This window comes from Sphingomicrobium sp. (genome assembly GCA_036563485.1).
Taxonomy (GTDB): domain Bacteria; phylum Pseudomonadota; class Alphaproteobacteria; order Sphingomonadales; family Sphingomonadaceae; genus Sphingomicrobium.
The window spans coordinates 1,187,235-1,211,566 of sequence record DATCMI010000001.1 but is presented as its reverse complement, the minus strand read 5'-3'; the positions used below and the strand labels follow the sequence as shown (position 1 = coordinate 1,211,566).

Genomic DNA, 24,332 nt, shown 5'->3' with positions numbered 1-24,332 from the left:
CGACCTCTACGAAGCCTCGTCCTGAGCGGCGAAGGCGATGCGCAGGGCTTCCGAGAGGCTGCGGACGCCGAGCTTGGTCATCAGGTTCGCGCGGTGGATCTCAACCGTCCGCGGGCTAATGCCCAGATCATAAGCGATGGTCTTGTTCGGCAGCCCCTTGGCGAGCCCGTCCAGGACGTCGCGCTCCCGCGGGGTTAGCGCCTGAAGGCGGATCGCCGCGTCGCGGGCGCGGTCGTCCGTCGCTTCCTTGCGCTGCAGCCGGGCAAAGCCCTCCTGAAGGGCGGACAGCAAGGTCTCCTTCGCGAAGGGCTTTTCGACGAAGTCGACCGCGCCGGCCTTCATCGCCTTCACGGCCAAGCTGACGTCCCCGTGCCCAGTCATGATCACGACCGGCAAATGGACGCCCTTGTCCTGAAGCGCCTGCTGCACTTCCAGCCCGTCCATGCCCGGCATTCGGATGTCGAGCAGGATGCAGCCGTCCTCCAGCTCGCCGGCGGCCGCCAGCAGCTCCAAGCCGCCTTCGAACGTGCGGACCTGGAGACCCGCCGTCTTGAGCATGAAGCCGAGCGAGCGGCGGATCGCTGCGTCGTCGTCGACGAGGTGCACGAGTCTGTTGTCGCTCATTCGTCTCCCTCGGGCGTCGGAAGGGTGAAGCGGAACAGGGTGCCGCCTTCGATACCGCTTGTCGTCCATATGCGTCCGCCATGCGCCTCGACAATCGTCCGGCAGATGGACAGGCCGATGCCCATCCCGTTCTTCTTGGAGGTCACGAACGGCTGGAACAGCTGGGCCGCGACGGCCTCGCTGATCCCCGAACCCGTGTCCTCGACGCCGATGGTGACGAAGCCCGGCGGCCCGGCGGCTGTGGAAATGGTCAGGGAGCGCACCGGGCTGTCGACCATCGCGTCGATGGCGTTGCGGATCAGATTGACCATGACCTGCTGCACCTGGACACGGTCGGCGAGCACTTCGCGCGCTGCGGGGTCGAGCGAGGTCTGGACCTCGATCCCGTGCTCGCGCGAGCCGACCAGCGCCAGCGCGTTCGCTTCGGTGATGAGGCGCGGCAAGTTCTCGACCCGCCGCTCGGTTTCGCCATGGCTGAGGAATTCGCGCATCCGGCGGACGATCTCGCCGGCGCGGACCGCCTCCTGCGCGGCCTCGTCCAGCGCCTGGCGCGTGGTCTCCAGCGCCTCGGCATCGGGATTTCCGTCGAGGAGCGTACGGGCGCCTTCGCAATAGCTGGCAATCGCGGTCAGCGGCTGGTTGAGCTCGTGCGCCAGGCTCGACGCCAAGGTCCCCATCTCGCTCAGGCGCCCGACGTGGGCGAGTTCGGCCTGCAAGTCCTGGAGCATCAGCATCGTCTGCTGCCGCTGCGTGATGTCGTGGATGAAGCCGGTGAAGATCCGCCGCCCGTCGACCCACGCCTCGCCGACCGACAGCTCGATCGGGAAGCTGTTGCCGTCGCGGTGGCGCGCGGTGGTAACCCGGCCGATGCCGATGATCTTCCGCTCCCCCGTCGCGCGATAATGGTCGAGATAGCCGTCATGGCGCTCGCGGTCGGGCGAGGGCATCAGCATCGACACATTTTCGCCGATCACTTCGCTTTCCGAATAGCCGAACATCTTCTCGGCCGCGGCGCTGAACGACAGGATCAGGCCCTTTTCGTCGATCACCACCATCGCATCGGGAACGGTGGCGAGGATCGAGCGCAGGTGGGATTCGGTCGCGCGCGCGGGGTCAGCTTGTTGATCCATCGGCTGAGCGGATAGCAGCGCCGCCCTCAAGAGGGCAGCACTTCCCGTCCGAGCTGGGCGATGCTGGCGATGCGGAACGGGAGAGCGCGGCCGTCCGCCCCCACGACGTCGACGCGCGCCCCAAGCCTGAGCTCGCCGTTCAAGGGGAGCAGGCGATCGGCCTTGCCGTTGCAGCGCAAGGCGAGATGACCGTCAGAGCGGACGAGCTGCCCCTTCTCGTCCGGCTCGGTCGACCAGAAGCGCCGCACCGTCGCCTTGTGTGGCGCGCGGGCGAGCACTTCCTCATCCACGACGCCGCTCTCGTCGAGCGGCGCGCAGATCAAATAGCCGCGGCTGACGGAGCCGCGCGGATGGTCGCTGGTGCCGGCGAGCTCAAGACGGATCTTCTTCCAGTTCACGCGGCCAGAATGCGCAAACGGGCGCTACGCGGGAATAAGGGAAGCTACCGAGGCGCTTAGTCGTCCTCGTCGCCGCCTGTCATGCGCGCGAGCAGCCGGTCGACGCTGTCGTCCGCCGTCTTCTGCTTGCCCCGCTGCTCCTTCGCGTGGCGCTCCAGCGCGCTTCTGATCAGCTCGATCTGGTTGTCGGTCAGATGCTCGATGCCGATGAACTGCTCACGGGCCTTGTCGACGGCGCGCAGAAGCTCGTCGAGCTTCGCCTGCATCGCGGCAGCGTCGCGGTTCTGGCTGTTCTGGATCAGGAACACCATCAGGAAGGTGACGATGGTCGTCCCGGTGTTGATGACCAGCTGCCAGGTGTCCGAATAGTCGAACATCGGACCGGTGATCGCCCACAAGAAGATCAGCCCGACCGCGATCCCGAAGGTCAGCGGTTGCCCTGCGGCGACCGAGGTCGATGCGGCCCAGCGGTTGAAGAATTTTCTCACGGCGGGGGCCGTAACGAGTGTGCAACGAGATTGTGCCTTGGCTTGGCCGCCTGGCCGGCAGGCTCAATCTTCCGGATGATGCTCGCCGATGCGGTGGCGGAGGCGGTCGGCGGCAAGCGCTCGGGCGGTGTCGCGCGGCAGGCCCAGGGCTTCGGCGATGGGCGCGCCGAGCAGCGAATCTCCAAGCGCATTGAGAACCAGCGACAGCGTGCTTTCGGCGACGTGATGCTCTTCGTGGCCGACGGTAAGCTGCTGGACGAGGCCGCGGATCGAATCGAGGATCGGGTTCAACGCGTCGCGATTGCCGGTCAGGATCATCCACGCGGCGAGCGCCCCGGCCCCCTCGCGGTCGAACACGTCGAAGGTGCGGTCGACGATGTCGCGGGCATGGGCCTCGCCGGCGCGGGCGCGTTCGACCGTCTCGGCAATGCTTGCGGTCACCGATTCGGCGATTGAGCGCGCAAGCTCGCCCTGCAGGCCGGCGGCGGAACCGAAATGGTGGAGCAGGTTGGCGTGGGTGCGGCCGACCTTGGCGGCGACCGCCTTCAGGGTCACCGCTTGCGGCCCTTCGTCAAGCAGCAGCTGGCGCGCCGCTTCGATGGCGGCCGACCGGCTCGCTTCCGGGGTCAATCTCCTGCGGCTTATTGACACTGTTGTCAGTTAAACTAACTTGGCCCCCATGAGTGCGACCACTTTCCCGACCCCGGCGGAGCTCAGCATCACGCCGCGCGATCGCCGGTTCGGCCGCGAAGCAGCCACCCCGCGTCTTTGGCACGGCGGGCGCGTCGAAGCGACCGCAATCTACAATGCCCTCTCGACCACCTTTCCGCGAGGCGAAGCCTTCTTCGTCGAGAGCGTCCGCGCCTTCCGCGAAGGCACGCCTCCGAAGCTGGCGTCCGAGATCAAGGCCTTCACGACGCAGGAGGCCATTCACAGCCGGGAGCATGACGCGTTCAACAAGCGCGCCGAGCAATCCGGATACGACCTCACCAAGCTCGAAGCGCAGGTCGAAAAGAGGCTTGCCGTCACCCGCGACAAGCCGCCGATCGTCAGCCTCGCGGCGACCATGGCGCTCGAACATTTCACCGCCATCCTCGCGCATGAGCTTCTCGCTCACCCGGCCCACCTCGACGGCGCGGACAAGGACACCGCCGACCTGTGGCGCTGGCATGCGGTCGAAGAGATCGAGCATAAGGGCGTCGCCTACGACACCTGGCTGCACGCGACGCGCCACTGGACGCGGTGGAAGCGCTGGAACGTGAAGGCCAAGGTGATGCTCTATGTCACCCGCAACTTCGTCGTCGACCGCACCGCGGGCGCGCTGGAATTGATGCGTCAGGACGGAGTCACCGGCTTCGCCGCCTGGTCCAAGCTGCTTTGGTACCTGTGGGTCCGCCCCGGCATGTTCCGCAAGATCGGCGGCGCGTGGCTGAAGTTCTTCCTGCCCCGCTTCCACCCGTGGAACGAGGACGACCGCCACCTGCTCGCCGGCTACGCGGACCTGTCCGCCGGCGACGAGCCGAAGCGGAAGGTCCGCGCCGCCGTTTAGGCGGCGAGCGGCTCCTCCGCTTCGTCCGTCACCGCCGCGCCCGCCAACTGCAGGCGCATCAGCCGCGCGGGTACTTCTTCGCCACGCGCGCAGCTCATCCGCGGCGCAAGTAGGCCGAGCGCCCTGAAGCCGAGCTTCTCCAGCACCCGGGCAGAGGCCGGATTGTCGATGAAGTGCGATCCTTCGAGGCTTTCGAGGTCGAGCGCCCGCGCCATGTCGACCAGGGCGGTGCAGGCTTCGGTCGCGAAGCCGCGGCCCCAGAAGCGCCGCCCGATCCAATAGCCCATCTCGACCGCGCCGGACGGCCGCCGGCCGAGCCCGCAGGCGCCGACCAGCTGCGGCGCGCCATCCGTGCGTTCGAAGATCAGCACCGAGGGCAGCACCGGGTCGCGCGGAGCGGCGAGGAAGGCTTCGGCGTCGCGCATGCTGAACGGCCACGGCACGCTGGCAAGGTTGCGCGCGACCGACACGTCGCCGAGCGCAGCGGCGAGCGCCGCCGCATCCTCCGGGAAGCCGGGCCTCAGCAGCAATCTGGGCGTCCTCGCGAACATCGCATCTTCTCCTCGCGCGGGCGCTTAAGCGGCGCCCGTGACAGTTTCGGGAGAAGATTGAGCCCCTTCAGATACAAAGAAGGGAGAAGGAAGGGGCTTCCCTCTTCTCCCTTGTGGTCTCGATCTGTCTTGAGATCTCGTCCGGGCCGCCCCCTCGTGGGAACGGTCCCGTTCTGACCGTTCCTATGCTTCGTTCACCGCCGGCATGACATGCACATATTTGCGGCCGAGCTTGCCATCTCGGAACGCAACCTGGCCGTCGATAAGCGCAAAGAGGGTATGATCCTTGCCCAGGCCGACATTGTCGCCCGGGTGCCACTTGGTGCCGCGCTGACGCACGAGGATGTTGCCGGCGCGAACGGTTTCGCTGCCGAACTTCTTGACGCCGAGACGCTTGCTCTCCGAGTCGCGGCCGTTGCGGGACGAGCCGCCTGCTTTCTTATGTGCCATTGCGAAATCTGCCCTGGATTACTTGGCCTTCGGGGCCTTCTTGGCGCCGCCCTTAGCAGGTGCAGCATTTTCTGTCGACGGGGTTTCCGCCGTCGGCTTATCAGCCTTCTTGGCCTTGGGCGCGTTCGCTGCTTCCGCGTTCGCGGGAGCCGGGTTCTCGGTCGGCTGGGCGTCGACCTGGGCCGGCGCGGTATCCGACTTCGCGGCCTTCTCCGCCTTCGGAGCCGACTTCTTCTGCTCCTTCTGGTCGCCGATCGCGACGATCTTCAGGATCGTGTGCTGCTGGCGATGGCCCTTCTTGCGGCGATAATTGTGCCGGCGGCGCTTCTTGAAGACGGTGACCTTCTCGCCCTTTGCCTGGGCGATGATCTCGGCCGCGACGGTCAGGCCGTCGGTCGACTTGAGGTCAGAGCCGTCGCCCGCGAGCAGGACTTCCCCAAGGGTGATCTGGTCACCGGCGTTGCCGTCGAGCTTCTCGACGACGATCTTGTCTCCGGGGGCGACGCGATATTGCTTGCCGCCCGTGCGCACGACTGCGAACATTGGCTCTTCTCTTCTCTTAAACTGGCTTCGCGCGAACGGCTCCCGCGAGGGCGTGCGCGAAAGCGTGCCGCCTATGGGACAGGGGCGCAGGTGTCAACCGCTTGAGGGCCCATCGCCCTAGTGGCGGTGCTCCGGGCGGAGCTGGTACCGGCCGCCCTCGATCCCGTCGAACATCGACGCCAGGGCCGGATGGTCAATCGGGTCGTCGCTATCGTCAGCAACCAGGTTCTGCTGGCTGACATAAGCGACGTAGCTGCTCTCCTCATTCTCGGCGAGCAGGTGGTAGAAGGGCTGGTCCTTCGACGGGCGTAGCGGCTCCGGGATCGCCTCGTACCATTCCTCGGTGTTTGCGAAGAACGGGTCGACGTCGAAGATCACGCCGCGGAAGTCGAACATCTTGTGACGGACGACGTCGCCGATCGCGAAGCGGGCCAGGGGCATGTCCATCTTCTGGGCCATGGCGGGGGAACGTCCGAGCGGTTCAAATGGGCTCATGAACGACAATCTAGGCGCGGCTGCCATCTAGGCAAGGGATAGGCCCCCTGCTAGAGCCCCGCCGCGACCAGCCGCGCATGCCGCGGGCAGCACCCCAGGTCTCATCGCGGAGAGGTGGCTGAGTGGTCGAAAGCACCGCACTCGAAATGCGGCGTGCGGGCAACCGTACCGTGGGTTCGAATCCCACCCTCTCCGCCACTTCCTCATCCTGACCGACGCACAAAAAAGGGCGCCCGCATCGCTGCGAGCGCCCTCCTTTTCTTGCTTCGCTTCGGCTTAGAAGTCGTAGCTGAGGCCGAGCTTCACCTGCCACACTGAGGTGGTGGTGTTGATCGTGTTGGCCGTCTGGTACGGCGTCAGCCCCGTGGTCGCGCTGGGGTTCAGCGGGTTCGAGTTGCTGATGATGTAGCGGCCCTGGGCATCGACACCACTGATGCCGACGATCTCCTGGCGCCCGCCGAAGTCACGCCGACGGTTCACGTTGGCGTTCTCGTTCAGGAAGTTGAAGAAGTTGTTGAACACCACATAGGCGGTCAGCTTGTCCTTCATCCCCGCCGGCCGGCCGAGCAGCGCTCCCGGTCCGGGAAGCTCCTGGGCGAAGCGGAGGTCGAGGTCGTTGTACCAATTGTTGTTGCAGGTGTTCCGCGGAACCGTCCTGCCGCGATACTTCTTCGCGCAACCGATGGTGTCGGCGAACGCGACCAGGCGCGCGACGGCCGCCTTGTTCGACGTTGGCGACAGGTTCGGGTCGTCGATGCCGGTCGGCAGGTAAACCAGGTTGCCGTTGGTGCTGCTGCTCTGGTTCGCGTTGAACACGCCCGAGCCCGAGAAGGTCAGGCTGTACGGACGGCCCGAGCGGCCGACGTAGGTGAAGCCGACCGAGGTCGCGAGATCGCCGAAGAACTTCTCCTTGAAGTTGCCCGACAGCGTGACGTTGTGCCGGCTCTCGTAGAAGCTTCGTGACGGTGCCGGATCCTGCCGGTCGAACACGGCCGTGACGTTGTAGTTTGAACCGGCGGTCGAGTTGTACATGTTCCGGTTATCATGCGCGTTCGTGTATGCGTAACCGAAGGTGAAGTAGCTCGATCCGCCCGGCGTGAAGATGCCGCTGTCGAAGCGCTTGGTGACGATCGCCGACGCGACGTGCGTGCGGTAATCGCCTGCGTTGGTCAGGACATATTCGCCGCGGGTACCGGTCTGGAAACAGGCTGCAGTCACGCCTTCGTAGATCGGAGTTGGCGTGATCCCGACCAGGGTCGCCGCGCAACCCGCGCGAAGCGGGTCGATCGTCGAATAGATCGGACGGCCGTCGACGGTGTAGCCGTTGAGACCCTTGGACGGATCGACGGCCTGCGACAGGTCGGCGATCGTGAACGGGTTCTTGTACTGGCTGTAGATGTAATCGAGGTTCAGCTGCCAGCCGCGGCCGAAGGCGGTGTCGTTGAAGTCGACCCCGGTCGAATAGCCGATGTTGGCGCGCCACACGGTGCCGAGCTTGAGGTTCGGATCCACCGCCTGGGTGAAGCCGGTGCCCTTGGCCGCGGTCGCCTGCGCCGCGTCGACGACGCACTGCGGGAAGCCGGTGAACTGGCCGTTGACGACGACGTCGATCTGGCCCGCGGGGCAAGTCGTGCCGTTGCCGGCGCCGCTCGCCGCCTGGGCGAAGGCCTGGCCGTTGTTCTGGAACACGTTGCCGAACCACACGAGCGGATCGCCGCCCGAGAAGATGCCGACACCGCCCTGGACCTTGCTGCGGCGCAGGACGCCCATTTCCGGCAAGTTGTAGGTGAAGCCGATGCGCGGAAGGACGACGGGGTCGAGGTCGCTGAACCCGAAATCGTTGCCGAAGCCGTAGCGCTTGACGAAATTCTCGTTGAGCTTCGGCCGGTCGCCCGTGAGCCAATCGACGCGCACGCCGCCGACGAGCTTGAACGCGTCGCTGACCTGCCAGTCGTCCTGCGCATAGAGCGAATAGATCGAGCGGCTGAACTCCGCGCCGCCGTCACGAATATCGCCCGACGCCGTCGCCTGGATCGCCGCACCCGCGGCGGTGCCGGGGATGGTCACGCTGGCGATCGGATTGCTGGTCGACGCACCCGGCGAGAGCAGGCCCGCCTTGAGGTCGTTGATGTTGCGGAACACCAGCGTGCCGGTGGCCTGCTGCACGAAGACGTTGAACAGGTCGGCCTTGTTGAGCTCGAAGCCGAACTTCAGCTTGTGTGCACCGGCATCCCAGTTGGCGACCGCCTTATACTGGTTGAGCTTGGTGCGAAGGTCGTTCGCCGAGCGGGAGAAGCCGGGTCCTGCGACCACGGTACCGTCCGTCGCGCTGCCCGGATTGTCGACGCCGACGACGATGCGCGGGACCGGGTTTTCCGAGAAGGCGTCGCCGCCACCGACCGGATCCTGGAGGTCGCGGATGTTCGACCGGGCGAAGCTCAGCTGCGTCGAGAGCCGATCGGTCCAGTTCGAATAGAGGCGAGCGGAGGAATAACGCGAGTTGGTGCCGCTGGTGTAGAAGCTGTTCAAACCGGTGACGACATTGTTGTTGGTGTTGAAGTCGTCGGTGCGGACGCTGCTTTCCTTCAGCCGCTGGTGCGTCAGCTCGAGACGATGGTCGTCGGTGATCTGCGCATCGACGCGGCCGAACAGCCGCTTGTTGCTGAACGGACGGGTCGAAACCAGCGGGCCCGGGTCGATGTTGTAGACCGTCCGCAGAACGTCCGCGATTTCGTTGAACTGCGTGACGCTCACGCCGGCGATCTCATTGGCGTAGCCGGCACCGGTCGGACCGTCGTCCTGCGCCTGGCCGGACTTCTGCTTTTCATAAGCGCCGAAGAAGAACAGGCGGTCGCGCCAGATCGGTCCGCCCAGCGAGACGCCCCATCGGCGGTCGGGCTGGATTTCGGGAACGTCGCGGCCGGCGACCGTGTTGCCGCGCAGGCCGTCGTTGGTGAACTCGTAATAGCCGCCGCCATGGAAGCGGTTGGAGCCCGAGCGGGTAACGACGTTGATGGCGCAGCCGGTGAACTGGCCATATTCGACGTCGAACGGCGCGAACTGGATCTGCGTTTCGCGGACCGCGTTGTACGGCACCGGAGTCGAGCTGCGCGACGAGAAGCCCGTTTCGTTAAGGCCGTAGATGTCGCTCTGCGGGATGCCGTCCACCGTAAAGGTGTTGAAGCGGTCGTTGCCGCCGAGGCAGGAGATGCGGTCGGAACCGGAACCGCCGGCAGCGACGTCCTGGCGGTCGAGCGTGACGCGCGGGTCCTGCTTGATGATGTCGCGGATGTCACGGTCGAACGTCGGCGCAGCCTGCATGACTTCCTGGCTGAACGAGGTGCCGGGGCCGATCTCGAGCTGGGTCGCGCGGACGCGCTGAGCAGTGACGACGATCGCGCCGGCGCTGTCGCCCGCCGCAGCGGGGGTCAGAGCGAAGGTGAGCTGCGTCGGGCCCTGGAGGGTCGTCTGGATGCCCTGGACCGTCTGGCCCTGCAGGCCGTTCGCGGTCGCGGTAATGGTGTAGGGACCGCCGGTCGTCAGGCCCGTCGCGTTGAAGCGGCCACCCTCGTCCGTGGTGATCGTCCGCGAAGCGCCGGTGCGCGTGTCGGTGATGACGACTTCGGCGCCCGCAGCCGGCGCACCCGCCGCATTGGTCACCTGACCGGTGATGGAGCTGGTGATCTGCTGTGCGAAGGCGGACCCCGGAATGACCGTGGTTGCGGAAACGGCAAAAGCGAGAGCCGCACAGGAGCGCAGCAGCGTAGATGTCTTCACGGAAAGAACTCCCCCGAGTCGAGTTGGATATTTAAGCGGATGCGGGGCCGCTAGGCGGCTTCCAAGTCACTAATATTACGGGGCGAGCCTTAGCAGCGGATTCCGATTCGGGTTGTTGCGGAGCAGCCACACTGCTCAATTTTCTGGGGATAACGGCTGTTCGCCGGGAACCTAGTCGTGGGCCGCGCGTGCGCCGTTGCCGTCACTATCGAGCCGGTTGCCGAGCCATACCATCAGGTAAACCAGCGGCGGCACCAGCACCGCGGACAGCACAACCTTCGCAAGCATCTGGCCAAGCAGCAGTTCGCCGACCGGGAAGACCCCGTAGAAGGCGACGGTGATGAAGATCAACGTGTCCACGACCTGGCTGAGCACGCTGGCGATGCCGGAGCGCAGCCACAGCAGGCCGCCGCCCTCGCGGGCCTTGAGCCTCGTGAAGATCGTGACGTTGAGCAGGGTCGAGATGCCGTAGGCGATGATCCCGCCGAGCCAGATGCGCGGCGTGCCGCTCATCATCAACTCGAAGGCGGAGAGGCGCTCGGCCTCCATCTGCGGCGATGCGGGAAGGCCAAGGACCACCAGGGTCAAGGCCAGCGACATCAGCAGCGGCACGAAGCCAAACAGCACCATCCGATTCGCGGTGGAACGCCCATGAAGCTCGGCGACAGCGCTTGAGGTGACGACCAGCAGCAGGAAAGCGAAGATCCCCGCCTCGACCGCCAGCGGCCCCAGCGCCACCTGCTTGTTGCCGAGCACGCCGGCGATACAGACCATGCCGCCGTAGAAGACGGCGAAGGCGAAGAGCGAGAGCGGGAGCGTTTTTCCTGAAGCCATGTCCCGGTGCTAACCGGTTCAGCGAACTGCGCAACCGCCGTTGACCGATATCGCCGCGCGCGGGTAGCGCTCGCGCTCGTGAATTCCGCAAAGCTTGACCTTGTCGCGATCGGCGACGCGATCGTCGACGTCATCGCGACCTGCGACGACTCATTCCTTGCCGCGCGCGGCTTCGACAAGGGCTCGATGCGGCTGCTCACCCCGGACCAGGCGGAAGACCTGTACCGCTCCATGGGTCCGGCGCGTGAGAGCAGCGGCGGGTCGGCGGCCAACAGCATGGCCGGCGCGGCGGCAATGGGGCTCCGCGCGGCGTTCGTCGGCCAGGTCGCCGACGATCAGCTCGGCGCCATCTTCGCCCATGACATGCGCGCGCTCGGGGTCGACTTTTCGACGCCTGCCATCCCCGGGCCGCCGCCGACCGGCACCTGCCTGATCCTCGTCACGCCGGATGCGCAGCGGACGATGAACACCTGTCCCGGCGCCAGCCACGAGCTGACCGTCTCCAGCCTCGATCCGGACGTCATCCGCTCCGCCGCCATCACTTTCCTCGAAGGTTATTTGTGGGGGCCCGAGCGGCCGCGCGCGGCTATGCTGCGTGCCGCCGAAATCGCCCATTCGGCGGGCCGAACCGTCGCGTTCACTCTGTCGGAGAGCCTGTGCATCGGCGACCGCCGCAACGGCGTGCTCGGCATGGTCGAAGGCGGCGTCGTCGACATCCTGTTCGGCAACGAAGAAGAGATGCGCCACCTCAGCGGCGCGACGTCGGTCGCCGGCTGCTTCGAGGCGCTGGCCGGCAAAGTCGGAACGATCGTGATCACCTGCGGCGCTAATGGCGCGGCCGCAGCGGAGGGCGGCGAACGGGTCGAGGTGGCGGCCCAGCAGGTCGCCGCCATTGTCGATACGACCGGCGCCGGCGACCAGTTCGCGGCGGGCTTCCTCGCCGCTCGGTTGCGCGGCCGCGGGCTGAAGCAATGCCTGAACGCCGGCGGAGCGGCCGCAGCGGAAGTCATCTCGCACTTCGGTGCCCGCCCGGAACGAGACCTCCGCCAGGTGGTCGGCCTGTGAAGAACCTCCGCCAGCTTGCCGTTTATTGCGGCTCGGCGATGGGCAGCGACCCGGTGTTCGCGGATGCCACCAAAGCCACTGCGGCGGCGATGGCCGAACAAAGCGTCGACCTCGTCTACGGCGGCGGCCGGCTCGGGCTCATGGGCCTGGTCGCCGACGAAGTGCTGGACCGCGGCGGCAAGGCCTATGGCGTCATCCCGCAGGCGCTCGTCGACATCGAAGTCGCCCACCCGCGCCTCACCGAGCTTCACGTCGTCACCAGCATGCACGAACGCAAGGCGAAGATGACCGACCTCGCCGACGCCTTCCTCGCCTTGCCGGGCGGCATCGGCACGCTTGACGAACTGTTCGAAGCGTGGAGCTGGAACGCGCTCGGCTATCATTCCAAGCCCTTCTGCCTGCTCAACGTCGGAGGCTATTGGGACGGGCTGATCGAGTTCATCGACCATGCGGCTGAAAGCGGCTTCATGTCGCCCTCCCGCCGCGCCCAGCTCCTGGTCGCGACGACCCCGCAAGAAGCGCTGCAATTGCTGGACGAAGCCGCTGCGAACGCTACTCAGGGCATGGTTCTTTAGGGCGGGGACGGAAGTTGAACAGCAAGTGGCTCGGCATTGCCGGCATCATCGTCATTCTGGGCATCGCATTCCTGGCGTCGTCGAACCGGCGGGCGATCCGACCGCGCGTGGTCGGCGCAGCCTTCGCGCTGCAGGCGTTCGTCGCCTTTCTGGTGCTCTACACCAGCGGCGGGCGCGCGGTGATCGAAACGCTGGCGACCGGCGTCTCCAACCTCCTCGGCTATGCCGGCAAGGGCACCGAATTCCTGTTCGGCCCGACTGCCAACAACCCGCTGGCCAACACTTTCGCGATCGCCGCTTTGCCGGTGATCATCTTCTTCGCGGCGCTCGTCTCGATTCTTTACTATCTCGGGATCATGCAGCGGATCGTGCGCTGGGTCGGCGGCGCCATCGGCTGGATCACCGGGATCGGCCGGGTCGAAGCGCTCGGCGCAGCTGCCAACATCTTCGTCGGCCAGTCCGAATCGCCGCTCGTCGTGCGCCCCTATCTCGCCGCGCTTCCGCCGGCGCGGCTGTTCACGCTGATGACGGTCGGCATGGCCGGAGTGGCCGGCACCATCCTCGCTGCCTATGCGGCGCTGCTCGGCGAACGCTACCTGCCTTATTTGCTCGCCGCGGCTTTCATGTCGGCGCCGGGCGGCATCCTGATGGCCAAGATCATCATGCCGGATGTCGACGACGATACGCCGGAGCCGGCGCACATCGAGCTGCCGGAATCGCGCATCAGCGGCGAAGGCCCCGCCGACCTGCTGCCGGAGGACAATCCCGGACAGCGGGTCCAACTCGCCGAAACCTTCGAGGAAGGCGAGCGGCCGGCTAATATCATCATGGCCGCTGCCCAGGGCGCGCAGACCGGCGTCAAGCTCGCGGTCGCGGTCGGCGCCATGGTGCTGGCCTTCGTCGCGCTGGTCGCGCTCGCCAACGGCCTGCTCGGCGGCCTCGGCAATCTCGTCGGCATCCCCGACTTGAGCTTCCAGCGCCTCGTCGGCCTCGCGTTTCAGCCTGTCATGTATCTGATCGGCGTGCCGTGGACGGAGGCGGGCGCCGCCGGCGGCCTGTTCGGCACCAAGATCGTGCTCAATGAATTCGTTGCATTCATCGATCTCGGCGCCATGAACCCTGGCGCGCTTAGCGAGCGGACCCGGGCGATGATCACCTTTGCCCTGTGCGGCTTTGCCAATTTCAGCTCGATCGCGATCCAGATGGCAGTCACCGGCGGGCTGGCGCCGAACCAGCGGCCGGTGATCGCGCGGCTCGGCCTTCGCGCTTTGCTCGGCGGCAGCCTTGCCAATTTGATGAGCGCGGCGCTGGCGGGGCTGATGCTACCGGCGTAAGCGGGCGGCATGACGACGATCATGAAAGACGACATCGCCTCGGTGTCGCTCGCCGACGAAGGCCGCGACCCGGATGCGTTCGCCGACAAGCTTGGGCGCAGCTTCGAGGAATATGGATTCGCGGTTATCGCTGACCACGGCATTCCCGACGATCTGATCGCTCGCGCCGAGGAAAAGTCGAAAGCCTTCTTCGCGCTCTCCGAAGAGGTGAAGCGCAATTATCACATCGCAGGGGGCGGCGGGGCGCGCGGCTATACGCCCTTCGGGATCGAGACGGCCAAGGGCCACAAGGCGCACGACCTCAAGGAATTCTGGCACGTCGGCCGCGACCTCGCCGAAGGTCATCGCTTCCGCGACCATATGCCGGACAATGTCTGGCCCGCGGAAGTGCCGAGCTTCCGCGACACCTTCACCGAATTGTACGCGACCTTCGACCGCGCGGGTTTGCGCATCCTCAAGGCGATCGCCCGTTACCTTCAAGTGGACGAAAGCTTTTTCGAGGACGCGGTGCGCGACGGCAATTCGGTGCTCCGCCTGCTCCATTATCCGCCGCAGAAGGAGCCGACGGGCGAGCATATCCGCGCCGGCGCGCATGAGGACATCAATGCGATCACCTTGCTTCTCGGCGCCGAGGAAGCGGGGCTCGAGCTACTGACAAAGGACGGCCGCTGGATCCCGGTGTCGCCCGAGCCGGGGCAGATGGTCATCAACATCGGCGACATGCTTCAGCGGCTGACCAACGGCTTGCTCCGCTCCACTTCGCACCGCGTCGTCAACCCGGCGCCGGACCGCGCAAGCAAGGCGCGCTATTCGATGCCCTTCTTTCTCCATTTCCGCAGCGACTTCCTGATCGAACCGCTGCCCGGCACCGTGCCTGCCGGCGAAGCGCCGAAATGGGCGCCGATCACCGCTGACGACTATCTCCAGGAGCGGCTCCGCGAGATTAAGCTCACCTAGCGTGCGGGCCCCCGCATTGAGCGTCCCTGCACCGGATGAGAGGGTGAAGCCGAGGCTTCTGCTGTTCGGCGACAGCCACAGCATCGCCGTAATAGAGGCTCTCGAATTGCGCCGCGAGCAGGGCCGACCCGTTCCGATCGAGGGATTTCGGCGCAGCAAGCTGAAGGATGGAAAGCAGATCGGCGACATCAGCTTCGATGCCTTCCTTCACCGCATCGCTGCACTTGCTCCGGACGACATCGTCCTCTCGATGGTCGGCGGCAGCCATTACGCAATGTTCGGTACAATCCAGCATCCGCAGCCGTTCGACTTCTACCTGCCTCGGGAAGCCGCCCGATCGGGCGAGGACGTGGAGATCATCCCGTTTCACGCGCTTCGCGCCTTCCTTACCGAGGCCGTCCTCGACGGTTTCGAGGGCGAAGGCCTGCACATCCACGGGGACGGTGCGGCGCTTGAAGCGATGCGCACTGGCACGTCTGCTCGCGTCCTGCACATCGTCGCGCCGCCGCCAATCGAAAACGGCGCGCGCATCGCCAGGCGGTTTGAGAGCTTTTTCGCCGAAGGCGGCATTCACAGCCGGGGCGTGTCGCCGCCGGCCCTTCGCCGGAAGCTTTGGGCATTGCAGACGAGCATCGTGCACAAATTCTGCACCAAGCGCGGCATCGAAGTGATGATGCCGCCGCCTGGCACCGTGGAGGGCGGCTTCCTTCGCGAGCAATTCCACATCGGCGGCGCTCACGCCAATCGCCATTATGGCGAGAGGATCATTGCCGAGCTGGAGCGGCGGCTCCTCCCCGCCTAGCCAAATCCTGGCGGCCCCCGGAGAAACCGCTGTCCTACATGGACCCTTTCATGCTTCACCGTCACCGCATGCCTTGCGGGTGAATCGGCTCTTTTGCGGGGGCCGCCAATCTTCGCATTCCCCCGCCGTCACCGCGAAGATTCGCGAGGAGGCCAGCCGGGGCCCGAGTTTAGCCGGCCAGGTTCGCCGGTCCGAATCCGTTGGGAATCAGAGCGTTGATGCGATGACGTTCGACCGAAGAGCCGTCGCCGCTCGAGCAGATGATTTCGACGTCGCGGCCGCTCAGTTGCGCCGCCTCGAGGATCGCCTGGCGGCAGCCGCCGCACGGAGTGCAGACCATATCCCCGTCGCCGCCCACCACCGCGATGCGCGCGACCTGATCGATGCCGAAGCTGTGCTGCGCGGCACTAAGCGCGCTCTGTTCCGCACAGATGCCCAGACGATAACAGGCGTTCTCCATGTTGGCGCCGGTCACGACCTCGCCGCCGGCGCTTTCGACGGCGCAGCCGACATTGAATTTGGAATAAGGCGCATAGGCCTTTGCGGAAGCTTGGCGGGCAAGGCCGATCAGTTCATCGTCCGTCATGCTCTTGTCCTTAAACGGCCGCAGAGGGCATGCGCCAGCCATGCCGAACAACAGAGCGCCGATTCGCATGCGTAGATTCTTCATTGCCGCCGCCTTGGCGGCTGCAGCCCTCCCTGCCCCCGCTTTCGCCTGGGGCAAGACCGGACACCGCGTCGTCGCCTCGCTTGCGGACCGGCAGCTGTCGGGCCTCGCCCGCGCTCATGTCGAGCAGATCCTTGGGCCCGGAGAATCGCTCGACGAAGCGGCGAACTGGCCGGACTGGATGCGGTCCGACCCCGCGCCTTTCTGGCAGAAGACCTCGACGCCCTGGCACTATGTGACTCTCAACGGGATCATCTACGACCACGCGCCGTCGGAAGGCAATGCACTGGAGGCGCTGCAGCGCTTCACCGCTACGCTCAAGGACCCGAACGCGAGCCGCGCCGACAAGCAGCTCGCACTACGCTTCATCGTTCACCTGGTCGGCGACCTTCACCAGCCGCTGCACGTCGGCAAATGCTGCGACCGCGGCGGCAATGACATCAAGGTTAAATGGTTCGGCAAGCCCACCAACCTCCATTCCGTCTGGGACTCGCAGATGGTCGACGACCAGCAATTGTCGTTCACCGAATATGCCGAGCAGCTGCGCCGCCATACCAGCAGTGAGGATGTGGTCGCCTGGTGGGACATCAACCCGCGCGACTGGATCAGCGAAAGCGCGCAGGTCCGCGAAACCATCTACCCCAAGGTTCCCGCGCCCAAGCCGCAGGCGACGCGCAAGAAAGGTAAGGCGGCCGAGCAGGAGCTGCCCGAGCTATCCTACTCCTATCTCTACAAATACACGCCGGTGATGGAGAAAAGGCTGAGCCAGGCCGGCGTTCGGCTGGCCGCTTATCTCAACGCTATCTTCGCCGAGCCGCAGCCGCTGGGAACCGGAGAAGCGGGCAAGTGACGCGGTTGTGGATCGCGCTGGCGCTGGGCCTCGCGGGTTGCGCGGCGCAGCCGGTGACGCAGGTGCGCGCGCCGATCGCGCCGGCCGCTCCGGTCGAAGTGCAGATCCTCGCCATCAACGACCTTCACGGCAATCTCGAGCCCCCGGCGCCCGTCGAGATCGTCCAGAACGACGGCAGCAAGAACAAGGTCCAGACCGGCGGCGTTGCACGGCTCGGCACAGCGCTCACGCGCCTGCGGTCGGGCAAGCCGAACACGGTCACGGTCTCGGCAGGGGATTCGATCGGCGCCTCGCCGCTCATCTCCGCTTATTATCTCGACGAACCGACCATCACGGCGATGAACCTGATGAAGGTCGAGTTCAACGCAGTGGGAAATCACGAATTCGACCGCGGCTCCGATGAGCTGAAGCGGATCCAGAACGGCGGCTGCACCAAGTTCACGCGCCGCATCCCGTGCGCCGTCGAGCCGTTCCGCGGCGCCGAGTTCCGCTACCTCGCCGCCAATGTCCGCCAGGCGGACGGATCGACGATCTTCCCCGGAACCGGGTTGAAGCGCTTCGAGACGCCGGCGGGGCCGATTACTATCGGATTCATCGGCATGACCTTGAAGGAGACGAGCACGCTGGTGACGCCGTCGGGCGTGAAGGGCCTGACCTTCGCCGATGAGGCAGCAACGGCGAATGCGCTCGTTCCGCAGTTGAAGGCTCAGGGCGCCGACGCGATCGTGCTGCTAATCCACCAAGGCGGAAAGCTCAGCAAATTCACCAGCGGCAATGGCTGCGATGGGTTCAGCGGCGACATTGAGCCGGTGCTTGCCAAGGTTGATCCGGCGATCACAACCGTCGTGTCCGGCCACACGCATTGGGCTTACGTGTGCAAGGGCACGCCGGTGACCGGACCGGGTCGGCTGCTGACCAGCGCCGGCAAGAACGGCTATTTCGTCACCGACCTGCGGCTGCAGTTCGATCCTGCAACCCATCGCCTGGTCGCCCAGTCGGCGCGCAACGTAATCGTCGGCGGCGGCGAGCAGGGCGAGGACGCCGCACAGACTGCGCTGGTCAGCCGCTATGCCGCGGCGATTGCACCGGTCGCCAGCAAGGTTGTCGGGCGGCTTTCGGCCGCCGCTCCGCGGGACGTCGAGGATTTCGAAAGCGCTGCCGCCGACCTCATCGCCGATTCGATGCTGGCGGCGACGCGCGACGCGCGCGATGGCGGTGCGCAGCTGGCGCTCGTTAACGCGACCGGCATTCGCGTCGATCTTCCGGCCGGGAACGTCCGCTACAAGGACGCGTTCGCGATGATGCCGTTCGGCAATAATTTGCTGGTCATGACCCTGACGGGCGAACAGCTGAAGCGGGTGCTGGAGCAGCAATATGCGGCGCGGGTTCGCCCCGGCTTCAACCGCCCAGCGGCGCTCGCCCCATCGTCTGGCTTCACCTACGCAGTCGACATGAAGCAGCCGGAAGGCAGCCGCGTCTCCCAGCTGCGCCTGAACGGCAAGGCGATCCAGCCCCAGGCGAACTATCGCGTCGTCGTGAACAATTTCCTGGCTTCAGGTGGCGACGGGCTGAGCGGCTTCACCGCCGGCACGGACGTCAGCGACCCGGGGATCATCGATATCGACGCGATGCTCGCCTGGATTGCGGACGGCCGCACGCCGCCGAAAGCTGATCGGATTACGCTTCGCTAGCGGAGCGGCGGTTCGTCGAAGCTGCGCAGCTTGCGGCTGTGGAGGCCCTCGCCTTCGCCCTCGAGCAGCCCGAGCGCCTCGACGCCGATGCGCAAATGCTGGCTGATCGCCCGTTCGTAAAAGGCGTTCGCCTGGCCCGGCAATTTAAGCTCGCCGTGGAGGGGCTTGTCGGACACGCATAGCAAAGTCCCATAGGGCACGCGGAAGCGATAGCCCTGCGCCGCGACGGTTGCCGATTCCATGTCGATGGCGACCGCGCGGCTCTGGTCGAAACGAAGCGCCGAGGCCGCGTAGCGAAGCTCCCAATTGCGGTCGTCGGTGGTCACGACCGTTCCGGTGCGCAGGCGCAGCTTGACGCTTTCCTCATCCTCGCCGGTAACCGTCAGCGCGGCACGGAACAGCGCCTGCTGGACTTCGGCGATCGCCGGCAACGGGATTTCCGGCGGCAGCACGTCGTCGAGCACATGATCATCGCGCAGATAGGCGTGAGCGAGCACATAGTCGCCGATTGTCTGGCTCGGGCGAAGGCCGCCGCAATGGCCGATCATCAACCAGACCTGCGGCCGAAGCACCGCGACATGGTCGCAGATCGTCTTGGCGTTCGACGGTCCGACTCCGATGTTGACCAGGGTGATGCCTGTGCCGCCTTCCGCCATCAGATGGTAGGCTGGCATCTGGTGCCGCCGCCACTGGCCCGCGGCAATCTGCTCTTCCGCGTCGGCAAGCTCGCCATGGTCGAACAGCGCGCCGGGAACCGACAAGGCCGTGAAGCGCGAACCCGGCCGCCGCACCTCGGCAATGCCGACGCGGACGAACTCGTCGACATAGCGGACATAATTGGTGAACAGGACGAAGTGCTGGAAATGCTCCGCCGGCGTCCCGGTGTAGTGCTTCAGGCGCGCGAGGCTAAAGTCGGTGCGCGGCGCGTCGAACAGCGCGAGAGGGCGGACGCCGCCCGGCTCCCAGGTTCCGTCGGCAACTTCATCGCCGATGTAGACGAGCTCGTTGGACGGGAAGAGCCTCGACAGCTCGGCGGCGCGCACATCGCCGATCTCGATCCCGCTGTCTTCGATCACGTAGGGATAAGGAATTTCGCTGTGTGAGCGGCCGACGGAGATCTCGACGCCATAATCGCGCACGAGATGCTCGAGCTGCTCGGTCAAATAGGCGCGGAACAGCCGCGGCCGGGCAATGCTGCTGGCGTAGATGCCCGGTTGCGTCAGCCGCGCAAAGGCGCGCGTGACCGCGGGACGCGGTAGCTTGCCGTCATATTCGATCCGCAGCTCGGGGTAAGCGAAGGCCCCCGCCTCGCGGGCGGCGACGTCGGGAACGGTCCCGTCGCGGATGTAGGCGCGGACAGCGGCCCGAAGGTTGGCAACGGATTCGTCGAAAATCTCTTCGAGGCGGTCGACCGCACCTTCGATCGACTTGGTGTGTGACATGACCCCGGATGCAACGATTGAGCGAGGCTTGCAACCAGCGGCGGGCAGTTACCCGTTAATCACGCATCGAAGCGCCGCGGTAACCAGTCGGCGCGTAGCAACGGGCAATAACGGTCGAGGAGTCCGTCATGGTTGCTCGTTTCGCGCTGCTAGCCGCTGCCGCTTCGATGGCCGGAGCCGCCATCGCCGCGGAGCCCGTTCAGCCGCCGCGTCAGCCGGAACAAAGCGGTGCTTCGACCCCGCGCGTCGTCCTTGCGTCGGCGAGCGACGTTCGCGCCGAAGCGACGCCCGACGAGACGAGCACGCCAAAGCCGCGCCGCATCGCCCGCGTGACCAGTTGCCGCTGCGGCGGCGCGCAGCCGCAACCCGACCAGGAACAATAAGCGCCGCTTACTTCGCCGCCGCGACCTGCTGCGGAGCGCGGATCACCGGGATTTCCCCGTCGCCGACCGCAGCGAAAGCCGACCAGTAGAAGGGATGCGACGTATTCGCGTCGTCCATCAAGTGGCGCTGCGACATGCGCAACGCTGTGGCCGTCGCTGTGCCCGGCGGCGCCGAGAACAAGCCGGTCATGAGCCGCTGAGTCGTGTCTTACTCGAGGCCGGAGGCGCGCGGCTCGACTTCCGAGAAGGCGATGCCGCCGAAGTCGGGCGCCACCACATCCCCGCCGAGGCGAAGGAAACTAACGCGGAGCCGGTCTCGCGTAATCGTGAGCGAGTCGAGACGCACCTGCTGGTTGACGATGTCCAGGCCGACCGAACCGCGCAGCGTCTGCGTCTGCCGGCGGATCAGCGGATAGCCAAGCTCGGTGGTGTTGAGCAAAGTCCGCGCAAGCACGTCCCCGCCCGCGCCGGACGGCCGCGCCCAGGCATGAGTGAACACATTCGACGCGCTGAGCCCGCTCGATCCCAAGCGGAAGTCGTGGCCGAGCTGGACCGTCTGCTGCTCGTGAAGGTCCGCGGTGCTGAACAGCGACAAGGACGTGCGGTCTGCCAGTCCTGTGAGGCCGAACAGCTGGCCTCGCAGCAACGCGCCCCACGGGCCGAGCTCGTCCGATCCCCCGTTCTGGATATTGGCGTCCGCATAAGCGCGCTGCCGCTGGACCGTCACCTCGCCGATGACTTCACCGGGAGTCGTACCAGCCGGCCGCAGCGTCAGCCGCGCGCTGTAGCCCGGCAAATCGCTGGCCAGCAGCAGGTAGCGCTCGGCTTCATAGCGGTTGAAGACGGGGCGCTTGGTCAGGTGGTTCAGATAGCCGGCGATGACCTTTTCCGCGCCGCTCGCGTCCCCGCGCACCCTGACCTGGGTCAGCCGCGCCATCAGCACGCGGAATGCGACCGTTCCGTCGGCAATCTTCTGCTCCGGCACCTGGACCGCAGCGACATAGCCGGCGTCGCGGAGCATGGTCGCCGCGCGGTCGCGAATCTCGCAGACGATGCTGATCGGCACCTCGCGTCCGACATAGGCTGCGTAAGCGTTCGACAGCTGATCTGCGCTTAGCCCCTGAAGGCCATCAAAGCTCGCGCCGCGGAGCACAAAGCGGATGGTTGCAAACTGTGGTCGATCCAGTGCGCAGGGCGCCCGCTCGATCCCGCCTTCGACATCGAGCCGCGGCGCGCGGCGGACGAGCGGCGGCGACATCGGCTGACCACTTCTTCGCGGGTCGGGGGGATGACCTGCGTCGCCGATTGCGCGGCGGCCGCCCCAGGCGCGCCGACCAGCAAGGCCGATACGAGCAATTGCGCGCGCCCGACGCGAGCGCGCGTGCATCCATTCACGACAAAGCCGAACGTCACTTCGGGGTGCCCCCTTCCCCGTCACGAACCCCGAGTCGGATCCGCGATTAAGTGCCAAAGTAGAGCAATTTACCTCCTGATCAGCAACTCAAAATTAGCGGAGATTGAAGCCACGGCGGCGGTCGGCCGTCCCGACGCGGGAATTCGCCTTGGAGCCGGTGGAGCTTTCAGGCATTGAAGCTTTTCGATGGCCGAGCATGACAAAACCAACCAGCTGTCGTGGCCGTGGTGGGCGCCGTGGGCGCTTCTCGCCGTCGTCGCGACCTGCATCCTGACCATCGTCGTCACGATCAACGACATCCTCTAGGCGTGCCGCAGGCTTTGCCGCCGCAGCCGCCGCAGGCGGCGATCGTCATCACCGGCGAAGCGTTGCCGCAGTCGACCGCCTACGGCGTCTACGACGTACAGCGAATTTCGCGGCGGGAGATCGAACGCTCGCCGAGCCAGCAGCTCGACCAGCTCCTGAAGAACGTGCCCGGGGTGCAGCTGTTCCGCCGATCCGACGCCCGGAGCGGCCACCCGACGAGCCAGGGCGTCACGCTTCGCGCGCTCGGCGGCAATGCTTCGAGCCGCGCCTTGCTGGTGCTCGACGGGGTCCCGCAGACCGACCCGTTCGGCGGCTGGGTCAATTGGCCGGCCTACGACCCGGCGGACCTCTCTGACATTCGTGTCGTGCGTGGCGGCGGTTCGGTTGCGAACGGTCCCGGCGCGCTCGCCGGCACGATTGAGATGACGAGCCGTTCGGACGCCGGCGTTGCGGGCGACATCGACGTCGGCAGTCGAAAGTCGATCGACGGCGGGGCGTGGCTAGGTGCGCACGTGGCCGGCGGCGTGTTCGTGCTTTCCGCACGCGCACAGCGGGGCGACGGCTTCGTCCCTGTTACTGAAGCGACGCGGGGCGCTGCCGATGTCCGGGCGCCCTACCGCGCGTTCAACGGCCGCGCTCGGTTTGTCACGCCGATCGGCGACGCCGCCGAGCTGCAGGCAACGGTCGCCGGTTTCCACGACTGGCGGACCCGAGGTGTCGCATTCACCGAGAACCGCACCAATGGCGCTGACGCATCGCTTCGGCTGGTTGGCCGTGGTGCCTGGCAGTGGAGCGCGCTCGGCTATTGGCAATGGCGCAATCTGATGAGCAGCTTCGCCAGCGTCGCGCCCGACAGGGCCGCCGCGACGCGCGCCTCGCTTCAATATTCGGTACCTTCATATGGTGCCGGCGGCAGCGTCGAGGTGCGGCCGCCGATGCCCCAAGGGGTCGAGCTGCGCATCGGCGCCGATGCGCGGCGTACCACCGGCGAGTCCCGGGAATTCTATTCTTATGTCGCCGGCAGCCCGACGCGCCGCCGCGCCGCCGGAGGGGAAAGCTGGACAGCCGGCCTCTTCGCGGAGACCAGCGCCGAGCTCGGCCGCGCAACCGTCACCGGCGGCGTACGACTCGACCGCTGGTCGATCGCTAACGGCCATCTGTTCGAAGAGACGATCGCCACTGGTGCGATCCTGACCGATCAGGAGGACGCCAGGCGCAGCGGCTGGCTGCCGACCGCGCGCGCTGGCTTCTCGATGCCGGCCGGTGCCGGCGTCAGCATTCGTGGCGCCGTCTATCTCGGCTGGCGCATGCCGACGCTCAACGAACTGTTCCGGCCGTTTCGCGCCGGACAGGACGCGACTGCCGCCAATGCCGCGCTCGACCCTGAGCGGGTCGCCGGCGTCGAGGGCGGCGTCGACTACCGACGCGGGCCGCTGGCGCTCAAGTTGACCGGTTTCGTCAACCGGCTGCGGGAATCGATCGCGAACGTCACTTTGGGCCAGGGCCCGGGTGTCTTCCCGGGCGTCGGCTTCGTGCCTCTGGGTGGCACCTACCGGCAGCGGCAGAATGTCGACGGGGTGCGGGTGCGCGGCGTCGAAGGGTCGGCGGAATGGACTCGCGACGCCTGGTTCGCGCGGGTCGGCGCCAGCCTGACGCGCGCTCGCATGAGCGCGAGCGGCCCCGCTGCATTGCTCGATGGGCTCCGCCCGGCGCAAACCCCCAACTTCACCGCGGCGCTCGCCGGCGGATGGGAGCGGGAGGGCAAGGCGCTGCAGGTCGTGCTGCGGCGGGTCGGCAAGCAGTTCGAGGACGACCTCAACACGCGCACGCTGAGCGGCGCGACCACGTTCGACGCATTCGCATCATGGCCGTTGAGCAAACGGCTCCAGATCGTCGCGCGCGGCGAGAATTTGGCGAATGCCTTGGTGATGGCAGCGGTGAACGGCGACGGCTCGGTGGAACGCGCGATGCCTCGGACGCTGTGGATCGGCCTGCGCCTGCGCTGAG

General features: G+C 66.3%; 24 protein-coding genes, 1 tRNA gene and 1 pseudogene. 11 read left to right on the top strand and 15 right to left on the bottom strand.

Going from position 1 to position 24,332, the window contains the following annotated elements; translation table 11 throughout:
* Window positions 1–6: 6 nt before the first annotated feature.
* The 5 genes from fixJ to VIL42_06330 form a co-directional block, all read right to left on the bottom strand.
* A complete protein-coding gene (gene fixJ, locus VIL42_06350; protein HEY8592470.1) occupies window positions 7–624 on the bottom strand; it encodes a response regulator FixJ in 618 nt (205 codons plus the stop codon).
* Window positions 621–1,754: a PAS domain S-box protein gene (locus tag VIL42_06345; protein ID HEY8592469.1), complete on the bottom strand. Its 1,134-nt coding sequence runs from the start codon at window positions 1,752–1,754 to the stop codon at window positions 621–623. Before VIL42_06345 ends, fixJ begins: the two co-directional genes overlap by 4 nt.
* Window positions 1,755–1,780: 26 nt before the next feature.
* On the bottom strand, window positions 1,781–2,152 hold the full coding sequence (locus VIL42_06340; protein ID HEY8592468.1) for a hypothetical protein: 372 nt from the start codon (window positions 2,150–2,152) through the stop codon (window positions 1,781–1,783).
* Window positions 2,153–2,208: 56 nt separating this feature from the next.
* Window positions 2,209–2,640, bottom strand: a complete 432-nt coding sequence (locus VIL42_06335) for a low affinity iron permease family protein (protein HEY8592467.1) — start codon at window positions 2,638–2,640, stop codon at window positions 2,209–2,211.
* 63 nt (window positions 2,641–2,703) lie between these two features.
* Complete coding sequence (locus VIL42_06330) at window positions 2,704–3,270, bottom strand: TetR family transcriptional regulator (protein HEY8592466.1); 567 nt, start codon at window positions 3,268–3,270, stop codon at window positions 2,704–2,706.
* Window positions 3,271–3,319: 49 nt separating this feature from the next.
* Between VIL42_06330 and VIL42_06325 the strand changes: the two genes are divergently transcribed.
* A complete protein-coding gene (locus tag VIL42_06325; GenBank protein ID HEY8592465.1) occupies window positions 3,320–4,189 on the top strand; it encodes a metal-dependent hydrolase in 870 nt (289 codons plus the stop codon).
* Here the strand turns inward: VIL42_06325 and VIL42_06320 are convergent.
* From VIL42_06320 to hspQ, 4 genes are all read right to left on the bottom strand, one after another.
* The gene (locus VIL42_06320; protein ID HEY8592464.1) at window positions 4,186–4,740 is read right to left on the bottom strand and encodes a GNAT family N-acetyltransferase; all 555 of its coding nucleotides are present in this window, start codon (window positions 4,738–4,740) and stop codon (window positions 4,186–4,188) included. The two genes, VIL42_06325 and VIL42_06320, sit on opposite strands and share 4 nt — an antisense overlap.
* Before the next feature lie 183 nt (window positions 4,741–4,923).
* Window positions 4,924–5,190 carry a 50S ribosomal protein L27 gene (gene rpmA / locus VIL42_06315; GenBank protein HEY8592463.1) on the bottom strand — a complete coding sequence of 89 codons (267 nt, stop codon included), beginning with the start codon at window positions 5,188–5,190 and terminating at the stop codon, window positions 4,924–4,926.
* 18 nt (window positions 5,191–5,208) lie between these two features.
* Window positions 5,209–5,733: a 50S ribosomal protein L21 gene (gene rplU / locus VIL42_06310; GenBank protein HEY8592462.1), complete on the bottom strand. Its 525-nt coding sequence runs from the start codon at window positions 5,731–5,733 to the stop codon at window positions 5,209–5,211.
* Between the two features lie 117 nt (window positions 5,734–5,850).
* Window positions 5,851–6,180, bottom strand: coding sequence for a heat shock protein HspQ (gene hspQ, locus VIL42_06305; protein ID HEY8592461.1), 330 nt, complete (start codon window positions 6,178–6,180; stop codon window positions 5,851–5,853).
* Window positions 6,181–6,336: 156 nt separating this feature from the next.
* Here hspQ and VIL42_06300 point away from each other — a divergent pair.
* A tRNA-Ser gene (locus VIL42_06300) sits at window positions 6,337–6,426 on the top strand.
* Window positions 6,427–6,504: 78 nt separating this feature from the next.
* On the opposite strand, the gene VIL42_06295 is transcribed toward VIL42_06300, so the two are convergent.
* Together VIL42_06295 and VIL42_06290 are read right to left on the bottom strand one after the other, a co-directional pair.
* On the bottom strand, window positions 6,505–10,005 hold the full coding sequence (locus VIL42_06295; protein ID HEY8592460.1) for a TonB-dependent receptor: 3,501 nt from the start codon (window positions 10,003–10,005) through the stop codon (window positions 6,505–6,507).
* Window positions 10,006–10,176: 171 nt separating this feature from the next.
* Window positions 10,177–10,839: a queuosine precursor transporter gene (locus tag VIL42_06290; protein ID HEY8592459.1), complete on the bottom strand. Its 663-nt coding sequence runs from the start codon at window positions 10,837–10,839 to the stop codon at window positions 10,177–10,179.
* A 78-nt stretch (window positions 10,840–10,917) separates the two neighbouring features.
* Between VIL42_06290 and VIL42_06285 the strand changes: the two genes are divergently transcribed.
* Genes VIL42_06285 through VIL42_06265 form a run of 5 tightly spaced genes read left to right on the top strand, consistent with a single transcriptional unit; the run spans window position 10,918 to window position 15,572 of the window.
* Window positions 10,918–11,904, top strand: a complete 987-nt coding sequence (locus tag VIL42_06285; GenBank protein HEY8592458.1) for an adenosine kinase — start codon at window positions 10,918–10,920, stop codon at window positions 11,902–11,904.
* Window positions 11,901–12,479, top strand: a complete 579-nt coding sequence (locus VIL42_06280) for a TIGR00730 family Rossman fold protein (GenBank protein ID HEY8592457.1) — start codon at window positions 11,901–11,903, stop codon at window positions 12,477–12,479. Before VIL42_06285 ends, VIL42_06280 begins: the two co-directional genes overlap by 4 nt.
* A 14-nt stretch (window positions 12,480–12,493) precedes the next feature.
* Entirely contained in the window at window positions 12,494–13,813 is a 1,320-nt protein-coding gene (locus VIL42_06275; GenBank protein HEY8592456.1) for a nucleoside transporter C-terminal domain-containing protein, read from the top strand.
* A 9-nt stretch (window positions 13,814–13,822) separates the two neighbouring features.
* A complete protein-coding gene (locus tag VIL42_06270; protein HEY8592455.1) occupies window positions 13,823–14,770 on the top strand; it encodes a 2-oxoglutarate and iron-dependent oxygenase domain-containing protein in 948 nt (315 codons plus the stop codon).
* 43 nt (window positions 14,771–14,813) lie between these two features.
* The gene (locus VIL42_06265; protein HEY8592454.1) at window positions 14,814–15,572 is read left to right on the top strand and encodes a hypothetical protein; all 759 of its coding nucleotides are present in this window, start codon (window positions 14,814–14,816) and stop codon (window positions 15,570–15,572) included.
* A 169-nt stretch (window positions 15,573–15,741) separates the two neighbouring features.
* On the opposite strand, the gene cdd is transcribed toward VIL42_06265, so the two are convergent.
* Entirely contained in the window at window positions 15,742–16,200 is a 459-nt protein-coding gene (gene cdd, locus VIL42_06260; protein ID HEY8592453.1) for a cytidine deaminase, read from the bottom strand.
* Between the two features lie 25 nt (window positions 16,201–16,225).
* On the opposite strand from cdd, the gene VIL42_06255 reads away from it, so the two are divergent.
* Together VIL42_06255 and VIL42_06250 are read left to right on the top strand one after the other, a co-directional pair.
* Entirely contained in the window at window positions 16,226–17,089 is an 864-nt protein-coding gene (locus VIL42_06255; GenBank protein HEY8592452.1) for a S1/P1 nuclease, read from the top strand.
* Window positions 17,086–18,780: a bifunctional metallophosphatase/5'-nucleotidase gene (locus VIL42_06250; protein HEY8592451.1), complete on the top strand. Its 1,695-nt coding sequence runs from the start codon at window positions 17,086–17,088 to the stop codon at window positions 18,778–18,780. The genes VIL42_06255 and VIL42_06250 overlap by 4 nt, the downstream gene beginning before the upstream one ends.
* On the opposite strand, the gene VIL42_06245 is transcribed toward VIL42_06250, so the two are convergent.
* The gene (locus VIL42_06245) at window positions 18,777–20,222 is read right to left on the bottom strand and encodes an AMP nucleosidase (protein HEY8592450.1); all 1,446 of its coding nucleotides are present in this window, start codon (window positions 20,220–20,222) and stop codon (window positions 18,777–18,779) included. The two genes, VIL42_06250 and VIL42_06245, sit on opposite strands and share 4 nt — an antisense overlap.
* A 128-nt stretch (window positions 20,223–20,350) precedes the next feature.
* Between VIL42_06245 and VIL42_06240 the strand changes: the two genes are divergently transcribed.
* The gene (locus tag VIL42_06240) at window positions 20,351–20,605 is read left to right on the top strand and encodes a hypothetical protein (GenBank protein HEY8592449.1); all 255 of its coding nucleotides are present in this window, start codon (window positions 20,351–20,353) and stop codon (window positions 20,603–20,605) included.
* 7 nt (window positions 20,606–20,612) lie between these two features.
* Here the strand turns inward: VIL42_06240 and VIL42_06235 are convergent.
* Together VIL42_06235 and VIL42_06230 are read right to left on the bottom strand one after the other, a co-directional pair.
* Window positions 20,613–20,798: pseudogene (locus tag VIL42_06235) on the bottom strand (CHAT domain-containing protein).
* 15 nt (window positions 20,799–20,813) lie between these two features.
* Complete coding sequence (locus tag VIL42_06230) at window positions 20,814–21,863, bottom strand: POTRA domain-containing protein (GenBank protein HEY8592448.1); 1,050 nt, start codon at window positions 21,861–21,863, stop codon at window positions 20,814–20,816.
* Window positions 21,864–22,327: 464 nt separating this feature from the next.
* Between VIL42_06230 and VIL42_06225 the strand changes: the two genes are divergently transcribed.
* Window positions 22,328–24,331 (top strand): TonB-dependent receptor, encoded by a 2,004-nt coding sequence (locus VIL42_06225; GenBank protein HEY8592447.1) that lies wholly within the window; start codon window positions 22,328–22,330, stop codon window positions 24,329–24,331.
* Window position 24,332: the final 1 nt, after the last annotated feature.

Bases quoted from the DNA above. Each gene is read 5' to 3' on its own strand.
- fixJ (HEY8592470.1), bottom strand. From the start codon at position 624: ATGAGCGACAACAGACTCGTGCACCTCGTCGACGACGACGCAGCGATC.
- VIL42_06345 (HEY8592469.1), bottom strand. From the start codon at position 1,754: ATGGATCAACAAGCTGACCCCGCGCGCGCGACCGAATCCCACCTGCGC.
- VIL42_06325 (HEY8592465.1), top strand. From the start codon at position 3,320: ATGAGTGCGACCACTTTCCCGACCCCGGCGGAGCTCAGCATCACGCCG.
- VIL42_06320 (HEY8592464.1), bottom strand. From the start codon at position 4,740: ATGTTCGCGAGGACGCCCAGATTGCTGCTGAGGCCCGGCTTCCCGGAG.
- rpmA (HEY8592463.1), bottom strand. From the start codon at position 5,190: ATGGCACATAAGAAAGCAGGCGGCTCGTCCCGCAACGGCCGCGACTCG.
- rplU (HEY8592462.1), bottom strand. From the start codon at position 5,733: ATGTTCGCAGTCGTGCGCACGGGCGGCAAGCAATATCGCGTCGCCCCC.
- hspQ (HEY8592461.1), bottom strand. From the start codon at position 6,180: ATGGACATGCCCCTGGCCCGCTTCGCGATCGGCGACGTCGTCCGTCAC.
- VIL42_06290 (HEY8592459.1), bottom strand. From the start codon at position 10,839: ATGGCTTCAGGAAAAACGCTCCCGCTCTCGCTCTTCGCCTTCGCCGTC.
- VIL42_06270 (HEY8592455.1), top strand. From the start codon at position 13,823: ATGACGACGATCATGAAAGACGACATCGCCTCGGTGTCGCTCGCCGAC.
- cdd (HEY8592453.1), bottom strand. From the start codon at position 16,200: ATGGCTGGCGCATGCCCTCTGCGGCCGTTTAAGGACAAGAGCATGACG.
- VIL42_06255 (HEY8592452.1), top strand. From the start codon at position 16,226: ATGCGTAGATTCTTCATTGCCGCCGCCTTGGCGGCTGCAGCCCTCCCT.
- VIL42_06245 (HEY8592450.1), bottom strand. From the start codon at position 20,222: ATGTCACACACCAAGTCGATCGAAGGTGCGGTCGACCGCCTCGAAGAG.
- VIL42_06240 (HEY8592449.1), top strand. From the start codon at position 20,351: ATGGTTGCTCGTTTCGCGCTGCTAGCCGCTGCCGCTTCGATGGCCGGA.
- VIL42_06230 (HEY8592448.1), bottom strand. From the start codon at position 21,863: ATGTCGCCGCCGCTCGTCCGCCGCGCGCCGCGGCTCGATGTCGAAGGC.